Here is an 18,692-nt window from a genome sequence, read left to right as displayed (position 1 = left end):
ACGGCAGAAAGCGAGGTAATTTATGGAGTTTTTTAATTCCGCAGTTGACGTATTGCAGACTTTGGTAATCGCGCTTGGCGCAGGACTTGGCATTTGGGGCGGCATTAACTTAATGGAGGGGTACGGCAACGACAACCCCGGCGCGAAAAGCCAGGGCATGAAACAGCTTATGGCAGGCGGCGGTGTTGCCCTCATTGGTCTTACCCTTGTCCCGCTGCTCTCCGGCCTGTTTGGATAATGCCACAGTTTAATACTACCCGCCGCGCTCTCCCGCTTTATGCGGGAGGGCGCGGGAAAGGAGGGATTAACTTTTGATATGGCAGATGATTGAAGATTGGTTTAGGGGCATACTGACAGACGGGATTTTATCTAACCTCTCCGGCCTGTTCGACAGTGTAAATACAGAGGTTGGCAATATCGCTACCGAAGTCGGCACAACCCCCGCTGGGTGGAACGCGGGCATATTCAACATGATACGCAGCCTATCGGAAAATGTCATTATACCGATTGCAGGGGTCATCATTACCTTTGTCATGTGCTACGAACTAATCCAGCTTGTAATCGAAAAAAACAATCTGCACGATCTCGACACATGGATTTTCTTTAAGTGGATTTTCAAAACCTTTGTGGCGGTACTGCTGGTAACAAATACATGGAATATCGTTATGGGTGTGTTCGACGTAACGCAAAGCGTCGTCAATGACAGCGCGGGGGTTATCATATCGGATACAAGCATAGACATTTCAACCGTTATCACCGATATAGAAACAAAACTTGAAGCTATGAGCGTCGGCGGGCTGTTGGGGTTATGGTTTCAATCGCTTTTTGTTGGCCTTACCATGAACGCCCTATCAATCTGCATTATGCTTGTGGTGTATGGGCGTATGATTGAAATATACCTTGTAACGAGTATCGCCCCTATCCCTATCGCAACAATGGCAAACCGCGAATGGGGCGGCATGGGACAGAACTATCTAAAATCCTTGCTTGCGCTTGGTTTTCAAGCGTTTTTGATTTTGGTGTGCGTTGGTATTTATGCGGTTTTGATACAGACAATCGCCACAACCGACGACATATCCGGCGCGATTTGGTCTTGTATGGGTTATACCGTCCTCTTGTGCTTTACCCTGTTTAAGACGGGAAGCCTTGCAAAATCCCTGTTCAGCGCACATTAAGGGGGAATAAGTGAAGAAATATAAAATCATCTATGCCGATCCCCCTTGGGGCTATGTGCAAAAGAAAGTACGCGGCGGAGCAGCAAGGCATTACCCAACTATGAAGATAGATGATATTTGCGCTTTGCCGATACCGCAGATTGCCGATAGCGATTGTGTCCTATTTTTATGGACGACTTTCCCGCAGATTGCGGAAGCGTTAAAGCTAATCAAAGCATGGGGATTTTTATATAAAACCGTTGCTTTTGTTTGGCTAAAGCAAAACCGAAAATCTCTCACTTGGTTTTACGGTTTGGGCTTTTGGACGCGGGGAAACGCGGAAATCTGTTTGCTTGCTACCAAAGGACACCCGCAGCGAAAATCAAACAAGGTACACCAATTCATTATTTCCCCTGTTGAACAACACAGCAAAAAGCCCGATGAAGCGCGGAAAAAGATTGTAGACCTTATGGGCGACCTACCGCGCATTGAACTTTTTGCAAGGCAGCATACGCCCGGTTGGGACGTATGGGGGAACGAAGTTGCAAGCGATATACAGCTTGAAAGAAAGGAGGTTTGAAATGGCGTATGTAACCGTCCCAAAGGATTTAACAAAAATCAAAAGCAAGGTTATGTTTAACCTTACAAAACGACAGTTAATTTGTTTCGGCGCAGCGGTAGCAATCGGACTACCGCTTTTCTTTTTGACAAAGGACAGCGCGGGAACGACAACGGCGGCTTTGTGCATGGTGCTTGCCATGCTTCCCATGTTCTTATTCGCTATGTATGAAAAGAACGGGCAGCCCCTTGAAATTGTAATACGGCAATTTGTGGAAGTGAAGTTTCTTCGCCCCAAAGAGCGACCTTATCAGACCAACAATTTTTATGCCGCCCTTGTGCGGCAGCAGCAATTAGATAAGGAGGTACGGGCGATTGTCAAAAGAAAAGGTGAACACCCAAAACGAAAAGCGTAAACTTACGCGGCAGGAGAAAAAGCAGATCGCCGCGATTATCCGGCAGGCGAAAGGCGACGGAAAGCCCCATACGGCGCAGGACAGCATACCGTTTGAGCGAATGTATAAGGACGGAGTATGCCGCCTTGCAAACGGGCGGTATTCCAAGTGCATAGAGTTTGAGGACATCAACTATCAGCTTGCACAGCCGGACGATAAAACCGCCATTTTTGAGGCTCTTTGCGATATGTATAACTCTTTCGACGCTTCAATCAGTGTGCAGCTCTCTTTGATTAGCCGTTATGCAAACAAGGAGGATTTCAAAAACAGTATCACGATTGCGCCGCAGAATGACGATTTTGACAGTATCAGAACAGAATACACCGAAATGCTCAAAGCGCAGCTTGAACGGGGAAACAACGGGCTTATCAAGACAAAGTTTCTCACTTTTACAGTGGAAGCAAAGGACATAAAAACAGCGCGGGCGCGGCTTGCCCGTATTGAAACGGACACTCTCAATCATTTTAAGGTGATCGGCGCGGCGGCGCGGACGCTGGACGGAAAACAGCGGCTTGCCTTGCTTCATGGTCTGTTTCACCCCGACGGGGAACGCTTCAATTTTGAATGGGAATGGCTACCCGCAAGCGGCCTATCCGTCAAGGATTTTATCGCCCCGTCCTCTTTCCGTTTTGGCGACGGGCGAATGTTTCAAATGGGCGGCAAGTATGGTGCAGTTTCATTTTTGCAGATTGTCGCGCCGGAACTGTCTGACCGTATGCTTGCCGACTTCATGGAAGCAGAAAACGGGATTGTCGTTAATCTGCATATTCAGAGTATCGACCACAACGAAGCGATTAAGACGATCAAAAGGAAAATTACCGATTTAGACCGTATGAAAATCGAAGAACAGAAAAAGGCAATCCGTAGCGGGTACGATATGGATATAATACCGTCCGACCTTGCCACCTACGGCGGCGAAGCAAAAAATCTGCTTCACGATTTGCAGAGCCGCAACGAAAGAATGTTTTTGCTTACGTTGCTTGTCCTCAATCTTGCCGACACAAAGCAGAAATTGGATAACGACGTATTTAGTGCGGCGGGGATTGCACAGAAATATAACTGTATTTTAACCCGCCTTGATTATCGGCAGGAGCAGGGGCTTATGTCCTCTATCCCATTGGGGGAAAACTTAATCAAAATCCAGCGGGGCTTGACGACGAGCAGCACCGCTATTTTTGTACCCTTTACTGTTCAAGAGTTATTCCAAAACGGCGAAGCGTTATACTACGGCCTAAACGCGCTATCTAACAACATGATTTTGTGCGACAGAAAACGGCTGAAAAATCCAAACGGCCTTATTCTCGGCACACCCGGCAGCGGCAAGAGTTTTTCGGCAAAGCGCGAGATTACAAACGCTTTTCTCATTACGGCAGATGATATTATCATTTGCGACCCCGAAGCCGAATATTACCCCCTTGTGGGGCGGCTGAAAGGACAGGTTATCAAGGTTTCGCAGAACAGCACGCAGTACATCAACCCTATGGATATTAACCTCAATTACAGCGAGGGCGACACGCCGATTGCGCTCAAAAGTGATTTTATTCTTTCCTTTTGCGAGTTAATCATGGGCGGCAAAAACGGGCTGGAAGCGGTTGAAAAGACCTTGATTGACCGCGCTGTTATCAGCGTGTACCGCAGCTACCTTGCCGACCCAAAGCCGGAGAATATGCCGATTTTGGGCGATCTCTACAACGAAATCAAGAAGCAGCCGGAAAAGGAAGCGCAGCGTATCGCGGCGGCATTGGAACTCTATGTAAACGGCAGTTTGAATGTGTTTAATCACAGGACGAATGTTGATATTCACAACCGCCTTGTCTGCTTTGATATTAAGGAACTCGGCACACAGCTAAAAAAACTTGGTATGCTCATTGTGCAAGATCAGGTATGGAACAGAGTTACCATAAACCGCAGCGAGGGCAAGGCGACACGGTACTATATTGACGAGTTTCATTTGCTGCTCAAAGAGGAACAGACCGCAGCGTACAGTGTCGAGATTTGGAAGCGTTTTAGAAAGTGGGGCGGTATTCCGACAGGTATCACACAGAATGTCAAAGATTTGCTTGCGTCCCGCGAAGTGGCAAACATTTTTGAAAACAGCGATTTTGTGTATATGCTCAATCAAGCGCAGGGCGACAGGGAAATCCTTGCAAAGCAGCTTAACATTTCACAGCAGCAAATGACCTATGTGACCCATTCCGAAGCGGGCGAGGGGCTTATTTTCTATGGCAACGTCATTTTGCCGTTTATTGACCGTTTCCCGAAAGATACGGAACTTTACCGCGTAATGACAACCAAACCCGGCGAGGTGTCAGCATGAGGATAGAAGCAAATAAAATCTATTGCGGCGACAGCTTGCAGGTACTTCAAACCCTGCCGGAAAACAGCGTCGATTGTTGCGTAACGTCCCCACCCTACTATGCTTTGCGGGACTACGGCGCAGACGGGCAGATCGGACAGGAAGCAACGCCGGAAGAATATGTTTCCCGTCTTATAACGGTATTCCATGAGGTAAAGCGGGTGCTTGTGCCGGAGGGGACTTGTTGGCTGAATATCGCGGACACTTATTGCGGTACAGGCAGCAAGGCCGATTACCACGACCCAATATATCCGAAAGGCAGAAACGGGCAGCAGGTGGCGATAAATCGCCGCGCCCCCGGCTGCAAGCCGAAAGATTTAATCGGTATTCCCTGGCTTGTCGCCCTTGCTTTGCGGGGTGACGGTTGGTATTTGCGTAGCTCTATCATTTGGTACAAAGCAAACCCCATGCCGGAAAGCTGCAAAGACCGTCCGACACGCTGCTATGAGTATGTATTTCTGCTCACAAAATCAAAGAAATATTACTACGATTGGCAAGCAGTAGCCGAGCCAATAGCGGCAGCTAATACGGGTTTACCTACTCGAAACCGCCGCGACGTTTGGCAGATCAACACCGCACCATATCGCGGCGGGCATTTCGCAGCGTTCCCGCCGAAGTTGGCAGAAACTTGTATTTTGGCGGGGTGTCCTATCGGCGGGATTGTCCTTGACCCTTTTCTTGGCAGCGGTACAACGGGCATGGTGGCAAGGCAGCTTAACCGCCGCTATATCGGCATTGAACTAAACCCCGACTATTGCGAACTTGCAAAACAGCGGATTGGAGGTGATGAAGATTGAGCAAGGAACTGAAAGCCCCGGACAAGATAACACAGAAAATGACCCGCGACGGGGCGGTTGCGGAAAATCTCACAACGGGCGAAACGGCGAGTATCAGCGATAGGCCGCAGGAGGAAAACTATTCAGCCCCCGCAGGGGTAGCAACAGAAAAGGTTGTGCAGCATATCGGCGCAGAGATTGAGCGACACGCAACAAAAGGCGCAGAGAAAAAAGCCCTTGACGCGGCACAGCCTAAAACCCATTCTTCACGTTTGCAGTTTTCCGAAGCAGAACGGGCAACGCCGGAACTTCAAAAAGCTATCAAAAAATCCGACAAGGCGGCAGATCGTTTAGACGCAGCGCGGGCGGCTATCCCCAAAAAGACTACAATTAAAAAAGAACGCGTTTTTGACGAAACCAAAGGAAAATCAAAAACGCGCCTTTCTTTTGAAAAGACGGATAAGCCACCAAACGGCAAATTGCGTCATAACCCCTTATCCCGTCCGGCGCAGGAGTTGAACAGTACCGTACATGGAAAAATCTACGAGGTAGAAAAAGAAAACGTCGGTGTGGAAAGCGGGCATAAGGTAGAACTTGCAGGAGAAAAAGCGGGCGGCATGACAACGCGGGCAGTTAAGGGCGGCATACGCCGCCATAAGCTGAAACCCTACCGGGCAGCGGCAAAAGCGGAAAAAAAGGCAGTAAAGGCAAACGCAGATTTTTACTATCAAAAAGCGTTGCACGACAACCCCGCCCTTGCACATTCTAATCCCATTTCCCGTTTTTGGCAGAAACAGCGGATTAAAAAGCAATACGCAAAAACGCTGAAAGCGAGCGGCAAGGCGAAAAAGGCCGCCGAAGCCACCGCAAAGGCGGCGAAGAAAACCGCACAGGAAACAAAACGGGCGACATTCTTTGTCGTCCGGCATTGGAAAGGCTGTTTGATTGTGGGCGGGATTGCCTTTGTCGTATTACTACTTTTCGGCGGCTTGTCCTCTTGTTCCCTTTTGGGCGGTAATGGCGGCAGCGGTTTAATTGCGTCGTCCTATCTTTCCGAGGACGCGGATATTTTAGGCGCAGAAGCCGCCTACTCCGACATGGAAGCTGAATTACAGGATATGCTTGACAATATCGAAAGCGAATACCCCGGCTATGACGAATACAGAGTAAACGCTGACGAGATCGAGCATGACCCCTATGTGCTGATTTCTATTCTCTCCGCGCTGCATGAGGGCATTTTTACTCTTGATGAAGCGCAAAGCACCCTTGAAATGCTCTTTGAGAAACAGTATATCCTGACCGTTGAGGAAGAAGTACAGGTACGCTACCGCACAGAAATGAGGACGGACAGCGAGGGCAACGAATACGAAGTTGAAGTACCCTATAACTATTATATTCTTCATGTGGATTTGGAAAACTTTGACCTATCCCATGTCCCCGTTTACATCATGGGAGAAGATCAATTATCCCTTTATTCGCTGTATATGTCCTCTCTTGGCAACCGCCCCGACCTGTTCCCGCAATCCGGCTATGTGTCTAAATACTATGAAAACCCGCCCGCCGATTACGAAGTACCCGACGCGCTGCTCAATTCCGATGAACAGTTTGCGCGGCTGATTGCCGAAGCGGAAAAATACGTCGGTTTTCCCTATGTGTGGGGCGGCAGCAGCCCGGAAACCTCTTTTGATTGCAGCGGTTTTGTGAGTTATGTTTTGACAAACTCTGGCCTATACAATACGGGCAGACTTGGGGCGCAGGGGCTATATAACATTTCAACCCGCGTTTCCACCCCGAAACCGGGCGACCTTGTATTTTTTACAGGCACATACGATACCCCCGGCGTTTCCCATGTGGGGATTTATGTCGGTGAGGACGCGGCGGGAAACCCCGTCATGCTGCATTGTGGCGACCCTATTCAATATTCAAAACTCAATACAAGCTATTGGCAATCCCACTTTTACGCCTACGGGCGGCTCAATTACAATTAAGATTGGAGGGCGATATTATCAATATTGTTTCTTTTGGCGGCGGTACGAATAGTGCCGCCTTACTTATTGGCCTATACAAGCATAAAATCCCGGTTGACCTTATCACCTTTGCCGATACGGGAGCAGAACACCCGCATACCTATCAATTTATCAAAGTGATGAATAAATGGCTATCCGAACATGGTATGCCGGAAATTACAGTTGTAAAGACGGTTGACCGATACGGAAACCGTCTTACCCTTGAAACCGAGTGCTTGCGCTCTCACACTCTCCCGTCGATTGCCTACGGATATAAGCGGTGTTCACAGAAACACAAAATCACTCCGCAAGAGAAGTTTTGCAACCGTTACCCACCTTGCCGCGAGATTTGGCAGCGGGGCGAGAAAGTCAACCGTTTTATCGGCTATGACGCGGGCGAAATGAAACGCTATGAACATTCCCGCAAGCATAACGAAGCCGACAAAAAATATCATAACCGCTACCCCCTTATTGAAATGTGGGGCTGGGACAGGGACGATTGCATACGGGAAATTAGGGCGGCAGGCTTGCCGCTACCCGGCAAATCGTCCTGTTTCTTTTGTCCGAGCATGAAACGGCAGGAGATTTTGTATCTTAAAAAGCATTATCCCGATTTGTTTAAGCGGGCGGTTGCTTTAGAGGAAAACGCTATGCCCTATCTCAAAACAGTAAAGGGATTGGGGCGTAACTATTCATGGAAAGACCGTTTTGGAAAGGAGTAAATCATTTATGGCAAACACGAAACTTGACCGTATCGAAAGAGATATTTCAAAGACGAGGGCGAAAATCGTTGAATATCAAAATAAGCTGAAAGCCCTTGAAGCGCAGAAAACCGAGGAAGAAAACGCGCAGATCGTTCAAATGGTAAAGGCGGTACACATTGACGGGGCGCAGCTTGCCGCGTTCCTCTCCGCATACGCCAGCGGCGAAATCGTCTTGCCGCAGCAGGAAACCCCATACAGCACTGAACAGGAGGACAGAGAAGATGAAGAATAAAAAGCTATTCAGAAAAATTACTGTTCTGCTTGCCGCACTCGTTGTCATGTGCGGCTTTTCTGTTACTGCCTATGCGGGTGGAGGGCCGGAGGTAGAAGAAGCCCCGGAAACTGTTACCGAGCCGGAGGAAACGACAGGCGGCTATGAGCCACAGCCCCTAACGCCGGAGGGCAATATGAGCCTTGTGGACGACATAACGGGCGAAGCGTCCGGCGATAAACAGTTTATCACCGTCGTTACCAAAAACGGCAACTATTTTTACATCATCATTGACCGCGCCGATGACGGAGAAAACACCGTACATTTCCTTAACCAAGTGGACGAAGCCGATTTAACCGCACTTATGGAGGACGGACAGACCGAAGCCCCCGTTTGTAGCTGCACTGAAAAATGTGTTGCCGGAAGCGTCAACACCGCTTGCCCTGTTTGCAGCGTCAACATGAGCGAGTGCGCGGGCGTGGAAGCCGAGCCGGAGCCGGAAGAAACCGAGCAGCCGCAGGAAGAAGAAAAAAGCGGCGGTATGGGTATTCTACTTGTCGTGTTGCTTGTTGCCGCAGCGGGCGGCGGCGCGTTCTACTACTTTAAGATTTTGAAGCCCAAAAAGGACGCAGCAAAAGGCAGTAGCAATCTTGACGATCTCGACTTTGACGAGGACGACGAGGAAACGGAAGAATTAGAAATCGAACAGGAGGACGAAAACTTGTAATAAATAATTGTTTCCTTTTTTGTAATATGGTATAGTGCAAATGTGAATATATGGTAGGAGGTGGCACAATGACTGCCAAAGAAAAAGCATATATAGCAAGCCGTTACAACGACTATACCAAATGCAAACCCGAACACCGCCAGCCCGAAAAAGGTGAAGCGATTAAGCAGCTTATGGATTATTTCGGAATTGAGGAAATGGGGCAATTTACGGAATACTTTGACGACTAAAATGTAAAGAATACCTTAAAGCGGTAAATCCAAAGAAAAGGATTTACCGCTTTTCTTTTTCACAGGAGGATTAAAAACATGAAACTTGTAATTGCAGAAAAACCGAGCGTTGGGGCGGCGATTGCCGCCGTTTTGGGCGCGAATGAAAAACACAGCGGATATTTTGAGGGCGGCGGCTACATTGTGTCGTGGTGTGTCGGACATTTGATTAGTCTTGCGGACGCGGCGACCTACAATGAGCAGTACCGAAAATGGAAATACGACGATCTCCCTATTGTCCCGCAGGAGTGGCAATTTGTTGTTGCCAGCGGCAAGGAGCAGCAGTTTTCTGTCCTCAAAGACCTTATGCACCGTAACGACGTTACCGAGATTGTCAACGCTTGCGACGCGGGGCGCGAGGGGGAACTCATTTTCCGTTTTGTCTATGAACAGGCAAATTGTAACAAGCCCTTTTCCCGCCTATGGATTAGCAGCATGGAGGAAAGCGCAATCCGCGAGGGCTTTTCAAACCTCAAAGACGGGCGCGGCTATGATAATCTCTATCAATCCGCACTTTGCAGGGCAAAGGCCGATTGGCTGATCGGCATTAACGCAACCCGCCTTTTCTCTATCCTGTACCATAAGACGCTGAATGTTGGCAGAGTGCAGACCCCCACTCTTGCTATGGTTGTCAACCGCGACTATACCATTAACAGTTTCAAAAAAGAAAAGTATCATGTTGTCCAGCTGGACACGGGCGGTATTTTAGCTTTGTCCGATAAGCTACACGACGAAGCGGCGGCGCGGCAGATGAAAGCGGCTTGCGAGAAATCGCAGGTCGTTTGTACTTCTCTTGTAAAAGAAAAGAAAACCGCAGCCCCGCCGAAACTGTTTGACCTTACTTCCTTGCAGCGGGAAGCAAACCGCCTGTATGGATTTACGGCGAAACAGACCCTTGACTATGCGCAAGCCCTCTATGAAAAGCGGCTTTTGACCTATCCCCGCACCGACAGCAAGCACATTACTTCCGATATGCAGGACAGCACAAGGGAACTCATTACCGGGCTTTGCGCTGCTCTCCCCTTTATGCAGGGGGTGAAGCTGCAAGCCGATCTTTCGCGGATTATCAACAATAGCAAAGTAACCGACCACCACGCTATTTTGCCGACAGCGGAGTTTTTGAAAAACGGCTTTTCTTCCCTTGCCGAAAGCGAGAAAAAACTAATGACCCTTGTATGCGCGAAATTGCTTTGCGCTGTTGCCGCGCCCTATACCTATGAAGCGGTTACGGCGGTTTTCACTTGCGGCGGCTATACCTTTACCGCAAAGGGCAGGACGACGCTTTGCGAGGGTTGGCGCGAGATTGAAAGACTATCCCGCGCCGTAGCTGAAGAACAGGACGAGGAAGCCGAGCCGGAAGCGGTTTTGCCCCCTCTTTCCGAGGGGCAGACATTTGATAACGTAGCGGCAGAGATTACCGAGCGTTTCACGCAGCCCCCGAAAGCCTTTACCGAAGATACCCTTTTGTCTGCTATGGAGAACGCGGGCAAGGAGGACACGCCGGAAGAAGCCGAGCGCAAGGGGTTAGGCACGACAGCAACGCGGGCGGGTATCATCGAAAAGTTAATTTCGGCGGGCTTTGCCGAGCGTAAAGGTAAAAAGCTAATCCCCACAAAGGACGGATATAACCTTGTCGCTATTTTGCCCGAAGCCCTTACTTCCCCGCAGCTTACGGCAGAATGGGAAACGCGCCTTGTAGGGATTGCCAAAGGCAGCGACACTCCCGCCGACTTCATGCGCGGGATTGAAAAAATGGCGGCAGATCTCGTCAAGACCTATTCCGCAATTTCCGAGGATAAAGCGAAGCTGTTTACCCCGCAGCGGGAAGCAATCGGCACTTGCCCCCGTTGCGGCGCGGCGGTTTACGAGGGAAAGAAAAACTTTTACTGCTCCGACAGGGCTTGCGGCTTTGTCATGTGGAAGAACGACCGATTTTTTGAACAGCGAAAAAAGACTTTCACAAAGGCGATTGCCGCCGCCCTTTTGAAAGACGGAAAGGTGAAAATCAAGGGTATGCACTCGACGAAAACGGGAAAGACCTTTGACGGGGTTGTGCTGCTTGCCGACACAGGCGGCAAGTATGTAAACTTCCGCGTTGAGCAAAACCGAAAATGATTAGGCTTGATGAAAAGTCATACCGAGCCGTAAAGAAAATGACCCGCGCCGCTTGTGCAAACAACGATTGCGGAAACTGTCTGCTTTTAGATGACGGGGAAACTTGCGTTTGTGTGCAGAGTATCAGCTATTCCCTTATTTGCCGATATTTCCGCGAAGCGGTATTACCCGCCGACAGGCAGCTTTGCGAACAGATCACCCGCAGCGGGGAAACCGATTTGAAGCGTTGCGCGGTATGCGGCAGCACGTTTGCGGCGGGCAGCAACCGGGCGAAATACTGTCCCGATTGCGCGGCAAAGATACGCCGCAGACAGAAAGCGGAAAGCGAGAGAAACCGCCGTTTGCGGTTAAGAACAACTACATAGCAAGCACAGCAAACGAGTACCCGTTTGCGATAAATCCCCGCACTTCTCTTTGAGATTTGCGGGGATTTTGCTTGTTGGGATAGTCCCAAACCCTTAAAAATTGAGAAAGGAGCGTGTAAAACAATATGCCGTATTCCTCATACGACCATGACAAATTAGAAGCCGCCGAAACCATGCGGATAGAACGCCGGATATATTTTGAAGCAAAGGACGGAGATATTTCCCCTTATGTTTCTTTGCCGCTGGAACAGCTACACGCCATGCGCAAGGAAAGCGCGGCAGCGGAACAGGCGATATTTAACGACCTTGCAAAGCGCGCCGCTGCATGGGAAGAACAGGCGGGAAAAACCCTTTTGCTCGACAAAGCGATTGAATACACAAGGACAACCGTTGTGCAGCACACCTCTAACCAGTGGCAGGAAAACGAATATAACCGCCACACCCGCAGCAACCGGGTATATCAGATGAATTACTACATTTACGAGAATACCCGGTATGACAGGGAAAAACAGCAATCTATCCCGTATTCATACTCTCTCACATGGGGCGTTTACACCAACAGCCCGAACAGAAACGGGCAAGCGAAGATTGCCGGACAGGACAGAAAAACTTTTGCAGATAGGGCGGCTATGGAAAAGTATCTGAATGGGCGTATCAAAGCATACGACCGCCTGTTTACCGAAATCTCCCCGCCTATCCCGCCGGAATACGCCGACCATTTCAAAGTAAACGGTATGCTTTTGCCGGGGTACACCATAGAGGGCGAAGAACGGACGCAGCCGGAGCAGGCCGAAGCAAAGGAAACCCCGACAGAACGGGCGGCAGCTATCCCCGAAAATACCGGGCAGCAAAAGGAGCGTGAACACATGAGCGAACAGTTTTCTATTATGATTGGCAACCGCAGCCGCTTTGAAGCGGGCGACGCAGGCGGTTATTGGCTGGATATGCCCGCCACAAAGGAGCAGCTTCACGAAGCTATGCAGGGCGTCGGCATTACCGCCGACAACCCGCAGGATTTTTTTATTAACGGCTATTCGTCCCCACAGGACAAACCTGTTAATATGCCGCTTTCCCTTATCCAAACGGCGAGTATGGACGAACTCAATTTTCTTGCGGCGCGTTTTGAACAGCTTGACCCCGCCGAGGTTGGCAAGCTGAACGCAGCCTTGCAGCAGAAAAACGGTTTTGAGAATATCGGACAGGTTATCGACTTCACCTATAACGCGGATTATTTCGTACATATCCCCGAAGTACATACCTACCGCGATTTGGGCGACTATTACTTAAATCAATCCGGCATGGTGCAAATGCCCGAAGAATGGAAAAGCGGCATTGACCTTGCCGCCTTTGGCAAGAACGCCGCCGAGCAGGAAAAGGGAGCGTTTACCGAATACGGGTATATCATGGAAAGCGGCGACGAGTGGGAACGGCAGTTTGAGGGACGCGAAGTGCCGGAGGAATACCGCATTATGAGTTACCCACAGCCGGAGCGCGGCGAACAGGACAAGACTTTTATGGACGCAGCCGAAGCGCAGCAGACAGGCGCACAGACCACCGAGCAGCAACCCCGCCCCGTCGTCCCGATTATACTTTCTTCTGAAAAGCCCGCCGACAAGGTAAAGGAAATCACCGCCCGTTTGGAACAGGGCGTACAGGCGATTTTTGACAGTGATCGCTACAAAGAGTTTCTAACGGCTATGTCAAAGTTTCACGATTACAGCCTAAACAATACCATTTTGATTGCCATGCAAGGCGGTAATTTGGTAATGGGTTTCCGTCAATGGGAAAAAGAGTTTGACCGCCATGTAAAAAAGGGCGAGAAAGGTATAAAAATCTTTGCCCCCGCGCCATACAAGGTGAAAAAGCTGGTAGATAAAATCGACCCCGAAACGAGAAAACCCATGCTTGACCGCGAGGGAAAAGCGATAAAGGAAGAAAAAGAAATCAGCGTACCCGCCTTTAAGGTTATAACTGTCTTTGATATTTCACAGACCGAGGGCAAGGAGTTTCCCGACCTTTCCGTTAAGCCCTTGCTTGCCGACGTGGAACAGTACGAGGATTTTTTTGAAGCGATTAAGAGAACGTCTCCCGTCCCGATTGCTTTTGAAAATATCCAAACCAGCGCAAACGGGTATTACAGCAACGCAGATAAGCGTATTGCAATCAAAGAGGGCGTAAGCGAATTACAGGCGGTAAAAACCGCCATTCACGAAATCGCCCATGCAAAGCGGCATGATGTGGATTTGAACGCCCCGCCGGAGCAGCAAAACCGCGTTGACCGCCATACCCGCGAGGTGGAAGCGGAAAGTATCGCCTATATCGTTTGCCAGCACTTTGGGCTTGATACGTCAGATTACTCTTTCGGCTATGTAGCAGGTTGGAGCAGCGGCAAGGAAATGACCGAGTTAAAAGCGTCCCTTGAAGCGATACAGGCCACCGCAAAGGAACTCATTACCGAGATTGAGGGGCATTTTACCGAGTTGCAGCAGCAGCGGGAAGCAGATAAGTACATACAATCCAGCCTTGATCCCGCTATTCAACCCGTCGTTACGGTACTTTGGAGTGAAAGCAGCCAGCTAAAAGACGGTGAAAAGATGTCCCTTGCCGCAGCGAATAGAGTTTTTCAATCGTTAGACGCGAAGAAATACGTAGAGCATGGAGGCCATTTATACGATAAGACAGCGTTTCAAATTGACTATACGATGAACGGTGAAAAAGGAACATATGAGGGTCAGCAAGATTTAGGCGACGGGGACGGTTCCCTTATTGAACACATTGAAAAACACCATAACAATTTGGCACAAGATGAAGATTGGAAAAATTATGTGCTTCATAATGAGGGAAAAGACGCTTTGGAACAGGAGATTGCCGGACGGGATATGCTTTTGCATGAGTTTATCCCATATCTCAAATTACATAGCAACCTGTCCGAAATGGAGCAAGCAGCCCAAACAGCCATGAAAGAAGCCGACAACCTTACCCCGCCGGAAACAGCCTATTTCCATGCCGTACAGAAATACGTTGATGATTGCCGGGGTATGCTGAACAGAGGTGAGTATGATTTGCCCGAAGCCCCGCAGTTTTTAGATTTTGACCCGGATTTGCAGGAATACAAGCAGCACGTTATGGACGAAATCGCACAGGAAGCCGCAAGCGCAAGAATGACGGTTGAAGAATATGCAGCAAACAACTATGAGCCGCCGATTTCCACGCAGGAAACCCCCGTATTTGATAAGCTACCGCCAGAACAGCAGCAAGCCCTATCCGATACCGTCAAAGATACTTTGCAAATGCTGGTGGACGCAGATAAGCGTGTTTATGGCGACGTTACAGGCAGTACCCTTGAAGCAATCGCGGCGCAAGGGTATTCCTATAAAGACGGGCAGCTTGAAAAGCAGCAGCCGGAAGCGACCCCCGAAAGCCTTATGACGGGCGAAACCGTCAGAACGCCGAGGGGTAATTTTTATATCACCGATATGAGCCGGGAGCAGATCGAAGCGGCGGGCTTTGGTTTTCACCATGCGTCGGAGGACGGGAAGTATCTCATTATGGGTAACGGCATACAGGCTTACGCCATAGCCGCCGAGCAACCGCAGCGGGATAATCCCTTAAAGCACGTCGAGGACACCATAGAACAGAACGACAACAATTTTGACGGGATTATCAATAACACGCCGCAAACGCCTACCGTTGCGGATTTGGAGCAACGGGCAAAGGCGGGCGAAGCAATTTCCATTACCGACCTTGCAAAAGCGGTAAAATCCGAGAAACGGGAGCAGCCGCAAAAGAAACCGTCCATTCTGAAAAAGCTGGACGAGTACAAGAAACAGGCGGCACAGCAGCCGAAAGATAAGCAGAAAGAGCAAAAAAGAGATTTGGAGGTTTGATACTATGAATATCCATTTTACCATAGAAGAAGAAAACATTATTGCGATTTACGCGGAGGACAGCCGCGAAACAACGGTTGATAATATCGTTGCAGCCATGCCCTATATGGACGGGGATATACAGCAGATTGCAGAAACAGCAGTAAAGAAGCTGCAAGCCATGACAGACAGCGAGTTTTCCGAAAAGGAGTTTATATTGACCGACGAGGAATGACTTACACGCAGCAGGGGCGCGGTTGCCGATTTCCGGCACCGCGCCCCTGTTCTTTTTTTGCCTTTTGCGTGGAACATTAGAAAGCTGTTTTTTGAGGTTTGAGTATAAAGTATCGTCTATGCTGTTTTCACGCGCTGGAAGCCGCAGAAACACAGGCGTTTTCAGCCCCTAACATTCCACTTGTAGCCCCTTTATTCGTCTGTTTCGTCTTTCTTCTTTTCCGCGTCCACAACGCCCTCAATCATACCCGTTACAACAGTGTTTAATTGCGCCGCGTTTTGGGAAGTGATAACGGGTTTCCCGGTGCGCTGCTCCAATGCTTGCCGAGCAATTCCGGCGACCTCGCCGCCTTGCCGCGCCACCTGTACGTTTTCTTCAAAGTTTTGCGGTTTGGTTTCTTTGGAAATATCCGTTGTAGAGGTTTCCGCAAGCATATTCAAAACGATTTCCGTTGTTGTCATGTTGTCCCGCAGGTTTTCTTTTTTCAGCCCTTTCAGTTTTTTGTATTGCCGCGTCGTCATACCCGACCATGCGCGGGTGATTTCGTCAGTAAGTATTGCAAACTCTACGCCCCTTTGTACGCCTCTGTCCTGCCATTCGTCGGTTAGTTCTTTTCGGACTTGGATTGCCTGTAACCGCTGGTTAATCCATTCGCGGGTATATCCTTTTTTCAGATAAGTTTCAAGGGCGCGATCAATCGCCTGTTCCGGGTCTATGGTTTCTTCTATACGTTCTTTGCCTACTTCTGCAAGCCATAGCTTAAACGGCTCTGCTTTTGGTGAGGGAACAGATTGAATGATACGCAAAAGCTGTTCGGTTGTCGCAACATCGGTCAAATAACGTTTCCCGTCCGCTGATTTCAATTTCAGTTGACTACAATTTGTAGTCAACTCGCTTCCCTCTTTTTTAAGGCGTGTTTTTAAGACACTCCAATATTTCGCAGCATGGCGTGTATCTGGCTGCTCGGTCAAAACCGCAACAACATCAACAATGGAAAAGTACCATTCCTCTTTTTCCTCGTCCCATGCTGTTCTTATGCGTTTATCTTCAAAAATCTGTATATTGTCGTTTGTACCCATAGAGATTTACTCCTTTCTCTTTTTTATTTTACCATGTTACGCTGATTTTCGCTATAAGGTTTTACCGTTCCTGTTCTTTCGCCTTGCTTTGGGACGGGTAAAGAATACTGTCAACATTCTTTTTGACAACGCCGTATTCCTGCATTTGCTTTTTAGCTTTTCGATAATCTTCATATAACGCGGCTTTTCTGTCTGTCCAGCTGTCATACTCTTTACGTAGCGCGGCGAGATCAGGCAGCTTCTTAATCTGCATTTCTCGGAGTGCCCGCGCCGCAGCTTCAAACAGGATAATTTCACTCTCATGCCCGCGCAGATACTTTTCCTTGTCCGACGATTTTTTGTACTGCTCATAGATTGGTTTTAACTGTTTGTATGTGGTTGTGTGCTTCATCAGCAAGGACAGATCAAACATTCGCCGTTCTACTTCCTTAACCGCTTTTGCCGCCGCGTCGTGGGCGGTCATAATATCCGCAATTTTGCTTTCAAGATCGCTGTAATATTCAATCTTGTTTTCGGTTAAGAAGTTCATACTTTTTGCGGCCTGTTTCAGATTGTGGATTTTCGCCCACCGTTCATAGCCCGCCGATTGTTGGGCTTTGATACTGTTTTCAATATCTACCACAAGCCGGATTTTCTTATCTTCCCGCAGCGTTTTTTCTTTGGCAACATATACGCCCTTGATACGTTCTTTTATCGCTTCTTCCGTATAGGCCGCACCGAGCGTCTTTGCGCGTGTAAACCGTTCCTGTCCAGCAGCGCGGAAAGAAATATATTTGCCCTGTTTGATTTCATATCCCATTTCCTGTAAACGGCGCAGCAGTTCGTCAAAATCTTTGACTTGGGGAATGAGGGTATCTATCGCCGTTTTCAGTTTGGCTTTGTAGCTTATCCCTTGCTTTTCGGCGGTGTATTCCGCATAGCTTTTTCCCTTGTTCTGCCCTGGCACGACGACGGATAGCCCATGCTCTTTACATATCCTGTCGCTGGTGCGCCGGATAAAGTGATAGCTTTGCTTGTTGGAATGGTATTTTTTGTAGTCAACGAAGCTGACAGCGTTAAAAATCAGGTGATTGTGCAAATGGCCTTTGTCAACGTGGGTTGTCAATACAAACTCATACTTGCCGCCTAACACCGCTTGCGCAAGTTCCATGCCGATTTTGTGCGCTTCTTCCGGCGTGGTTTCGCCCACCGCAAAGGATTGTATCAAGTGCCGCCCTAAATGGGTGCCGCGATCTCCCGCAGCTTCCCGCGTCCATGCAAACTCTATATCGGCGGTTTCCAGACCGCAGCCGAAAGAGGACGCAAGCAGTTTTCCGTCTGTCTTTTCCGGGTTTAGGATATAGTCTATCGCGGCCTTTAAGGTTGATTTAATAGGGTGCGTCTTTGTAATTGCCATATCTCGCCCACCGCCTTTTTTATATCCTCTATATCCTGCTTGTAAATTATCCCCGTCGCGTTGGCGCGCTTGGCAATTTGATTGATATTCCGGCTCACCGCTTGCAGTTCCCGGATATACGCTTTTGTATCGCTTCGGTCAACGACAAGGATATATCCGTCTATCGCCATTTTGCGGAGGTATGCGCCGTATTGCCGTATTGGTAGCTGCTTCATCTTCTCGTCGATCAGCCGCTTTTCTTCTTCTGTAACGTAAAACTTCATCTGAATATTTCGTTTTCGGTTTTCCATTTTCACGCCGCCTTTCTTTCTATAAGGGTTTGGGACTATCCCAACAAGCATTTTTCGCAAACGGGTACTC

The 18,692-nt window shown here is 48.9% G+C and carries 18 protein-coding genes; 15 read left to right on the top strand and 3 right to left on the bottom strand.

Going from position 1 to position 18,692, the window contains the following annotated elements; translation table 11 throughout:
* The first annotated feature begins 22 nt into the window (after positions 1-22).
* From DPQ25_RS04980 to DPQ25_RS04915, 15 genes are all read left to right on the top strand, one after another.
* The gene (locus DPQ25_RS04980; protein WP_021740453.1) at positions 23-238 is read left to right on the top strand and encodes a Maff2 family mobile element protein; all 216 of its coding nucleotides are present in this window, start codon (positions 23-25) and stop codon (positions 236-238) included.
* 85 nt (positions 239-323) lie between these two features.
* Positions 324-1,175, top strand: coding sequence for a VirB6/TrbL-like conjugal transfer protein, CD1112 family (locus DPQ25_RS04975; RefSeq protein ID WP_112332337.1), 852 nt, complete (start codon positions 324-326; stop codon positions 1,173-1,175).
* A gap of 10 nt (positions 1,176-1,185) precedes the next feature.
* Positions 1,186-1,734: an MT-A70 family methyltransferase gene (locus tag DPQ25_RS04970; protein WP_112332089.1), complete on the top strand. Its 549-nt coding sequence runs from the start codon at positions 1,186-1,188 to the stop codon at positions 1,732-1,734.
* Position 1,735: 1 nt separating this feature from the next.
* Positions 1,736-2,128 (top strand): PrgI family protein, encoded by a 393-nt coding sequence (locus tag DPQ25_RS04965; protein WP_112332088.1) that lies wholly within the window; start codon positions 1,736-1,738, stop codon positions 2,126-2,128.
* The gene (locus DPQ25_RS04960) at positions 2,088-4,484 is read left to right on the top strand and encodes a VirB4-like conjugal transfer ATPase, CD1110 family (RefSeq protein ID WP_112332087.1); all 2,397 of its coding nucleotides are present in this window, start codon (positions 2,088-2,090) and stop codon (positions 4,482-4,484) included. The genes DPQ25_RS04965 and DPQ25_RS04960 overlap by 41 nt, the downstream gene beginning before the upstream one ends.
* Positions 4,481-5,320 (top strand): DNA-methyltransferase, encoded by an 840-nt coding sequence (locus DPQ25_RS04955; RefSeq protein WP_112332086.1) that lies wholly within the window; start codon positions 4,481-4,483, stop codon positions 5,318-5,320. The genes DPQ25_RS04960 and DPQ25_RS04955 overlap by 4 nt, the downstream gene beginning before the upstream one ends.
* A gap of 38 nt (positions 5,321-5,358) precedes the next feature.
* Positions 5,359-7,287, top strand: coding sequence for a C40 family peptidase (locus DPQ25_RS04950; RefSeq protein ID WP_456237273.1), 1,929 nt, complete (start codon positions 5,359-5,361; stop codon positions 7,285-7,287).
* A 2-nt stretch (positions 7,288-7,289) separates the two neighbouring features.
* Entirely contained in the window at positions 7,290-8,027 is a 738-nt protein-coding gene (locus tag DPQ25_RS04945; RefSeq protein WP_456237272.1) for a phosphoadenosine phosphosulfate reductase domain-containing protein, read from the top strand.
* Between the two features lie 7 nt (positions 8,028-8,034).
* Positions 8,035-8,301 (top strand): DUF4315 family protein, encoded by a 267-nt coding sequence (locus tag DPQ25_RS04940; protein WP_112332084.1) that lies wholly within the window; start codon positions 8,035-8,037, stop codon positions 8,299-8,301.
* Entirely contained in the window at positions 8,291-9,007 is a 717-nt protein-coding gene (locus DPQ25_RS04935; RefSeq protein WP_112332083.1) for a DUF4366 domain-containing protein, read from the top strand. Before DPQ25_RS04940 ends, DPQ25_RS04935 begins: the two co-directional genes overlap by 11 nt.
* A gap of 68 nt (positions 9,008-9,075) precedes the next feature.
* On the top strand, positions 9,076-9,237 hold the full coding sequence (locus DPQ25_RS14615; protein WP_177576850.1) for a hypothetical protein: 162 nt from the start codon (positions 9,076-9,078) through the stop codon (positions 9,235-9,237).
* Positions 9,238-9,315: 78 nt separating this feature from the next.
* Positions 9,316-11,391 (top strand): type IA DNA topoisomerase, encoded by a 2,076-nt coding sequence (locus DPQ25_RS04930; protein ID WP_112332082.1) that lies wholly within the window; start codon positions 9,316-9,318, stop codon positions 11,389-11,391.
* Entirely contained in the window at positions 11,388-11,756 is a 369-nt protein-coding gene (locus DPQ25_RS04925; protein ID WP_112332081.1) for a cysteine-rich VLP domain-containing protein, read from the top strand. Before DPQ25_RS04930 ends, DPQ25_RS04925 begins: the two co-directional genes overlap by 4 nt.
* A gap of 125 nt (positions 11,757-11,881) precedes the next feature.
* Positions 11,882-15,643 carry an LPD25 domain-containing protein gene (locus DPQ25_RS04920; protein ID WP_112332080.1) on the top strand — a complete coding sequence of 1,254 codons (3,762 nt, stop codon included), beginning with the start codon at positions 11,882-11,884 and terminating at the stop codon, positions 15,641-15,643.
* Positions 15,644-15,647: 4 nt separating this feature from the next.
* Positions 15,648-15,857, top strand: a complete 210-nt coding sequence (locus DPQ25_RS04915) for a transposon-transfer assisting family protein (RefSeq protein WP_112332079.1) — start codon at positions 15,648-15,650, stop codon at positions 15,855-15,857.
* 191 nt (positions 15,858-16,048) lie between these two features.
* Here DPQ25_RS04915 and DPQ25_RS04910 read toward each other — a convergent pair whose 3' ends face one another.
* The 3 genes from DPQ25_RS04910 to DPQ25_RS04900 all read right to left on the bottom strand — a co-directional run bounded on the left by DPQ25_RS04910 (position 16,049) and on the right by DPQ25_RS04900 (position 18,622).
* Complete coding sequence (locus tag DPQ25_RS04910; RefSeq protein ID WP_112332078.1) at positions 16,049-16,936, bottom strand: BRO family protein; 888 nt, start codon at positions 16,934-16,936, stop codon at positions 16,049-16,051.
* Between the two features lie 61 nt (positions 16,937-16,997).
* On the bottom strand, positions 16,998-18,332 hold the full coding sequence (locus DPQ25_RS04905) for a relaxase/mobilization nuclease domain-containing protein (RefSeq protein ID WP_112332077.1): 1,335 nt from the start codon (positions 18,330-18,332) through the stop codon (positions 16,998-17,000).
* Complete coding sequence (locus tag DPQ25_RS04900; RefSeq protein WP_112332076.1) at positions 18,293-18,622, bottom strand: plasmid mobilization protein; 330 nt, start codon at positions 18,620-18,622, stop codon at positions 18,293-18,295. The genes DPQ25_RS04905 and DPQ25_RS04900 overlap by 40 nt, the downstream gene beginning before the upstream one ends.
* Between the last annotated feature and the right edge of the window lie 70 nt (positions 18,623-18,692).

Origin of the sequence: Hydrogeniiclostridium mannosilyticum (assembly GCF_003268275.1) — a bacterium.
GTDB classification, from domain to species: Bacteria; Bacillota; Clostridia; order Oscillospirales; family Acutalibacteraceae; genus Hydrogeniiclostridium; species Hydrogeniiclostridium mannosilyticum.
This window is presented reverse-complemented; position numbering and strand designations above follow the sequence as displayed.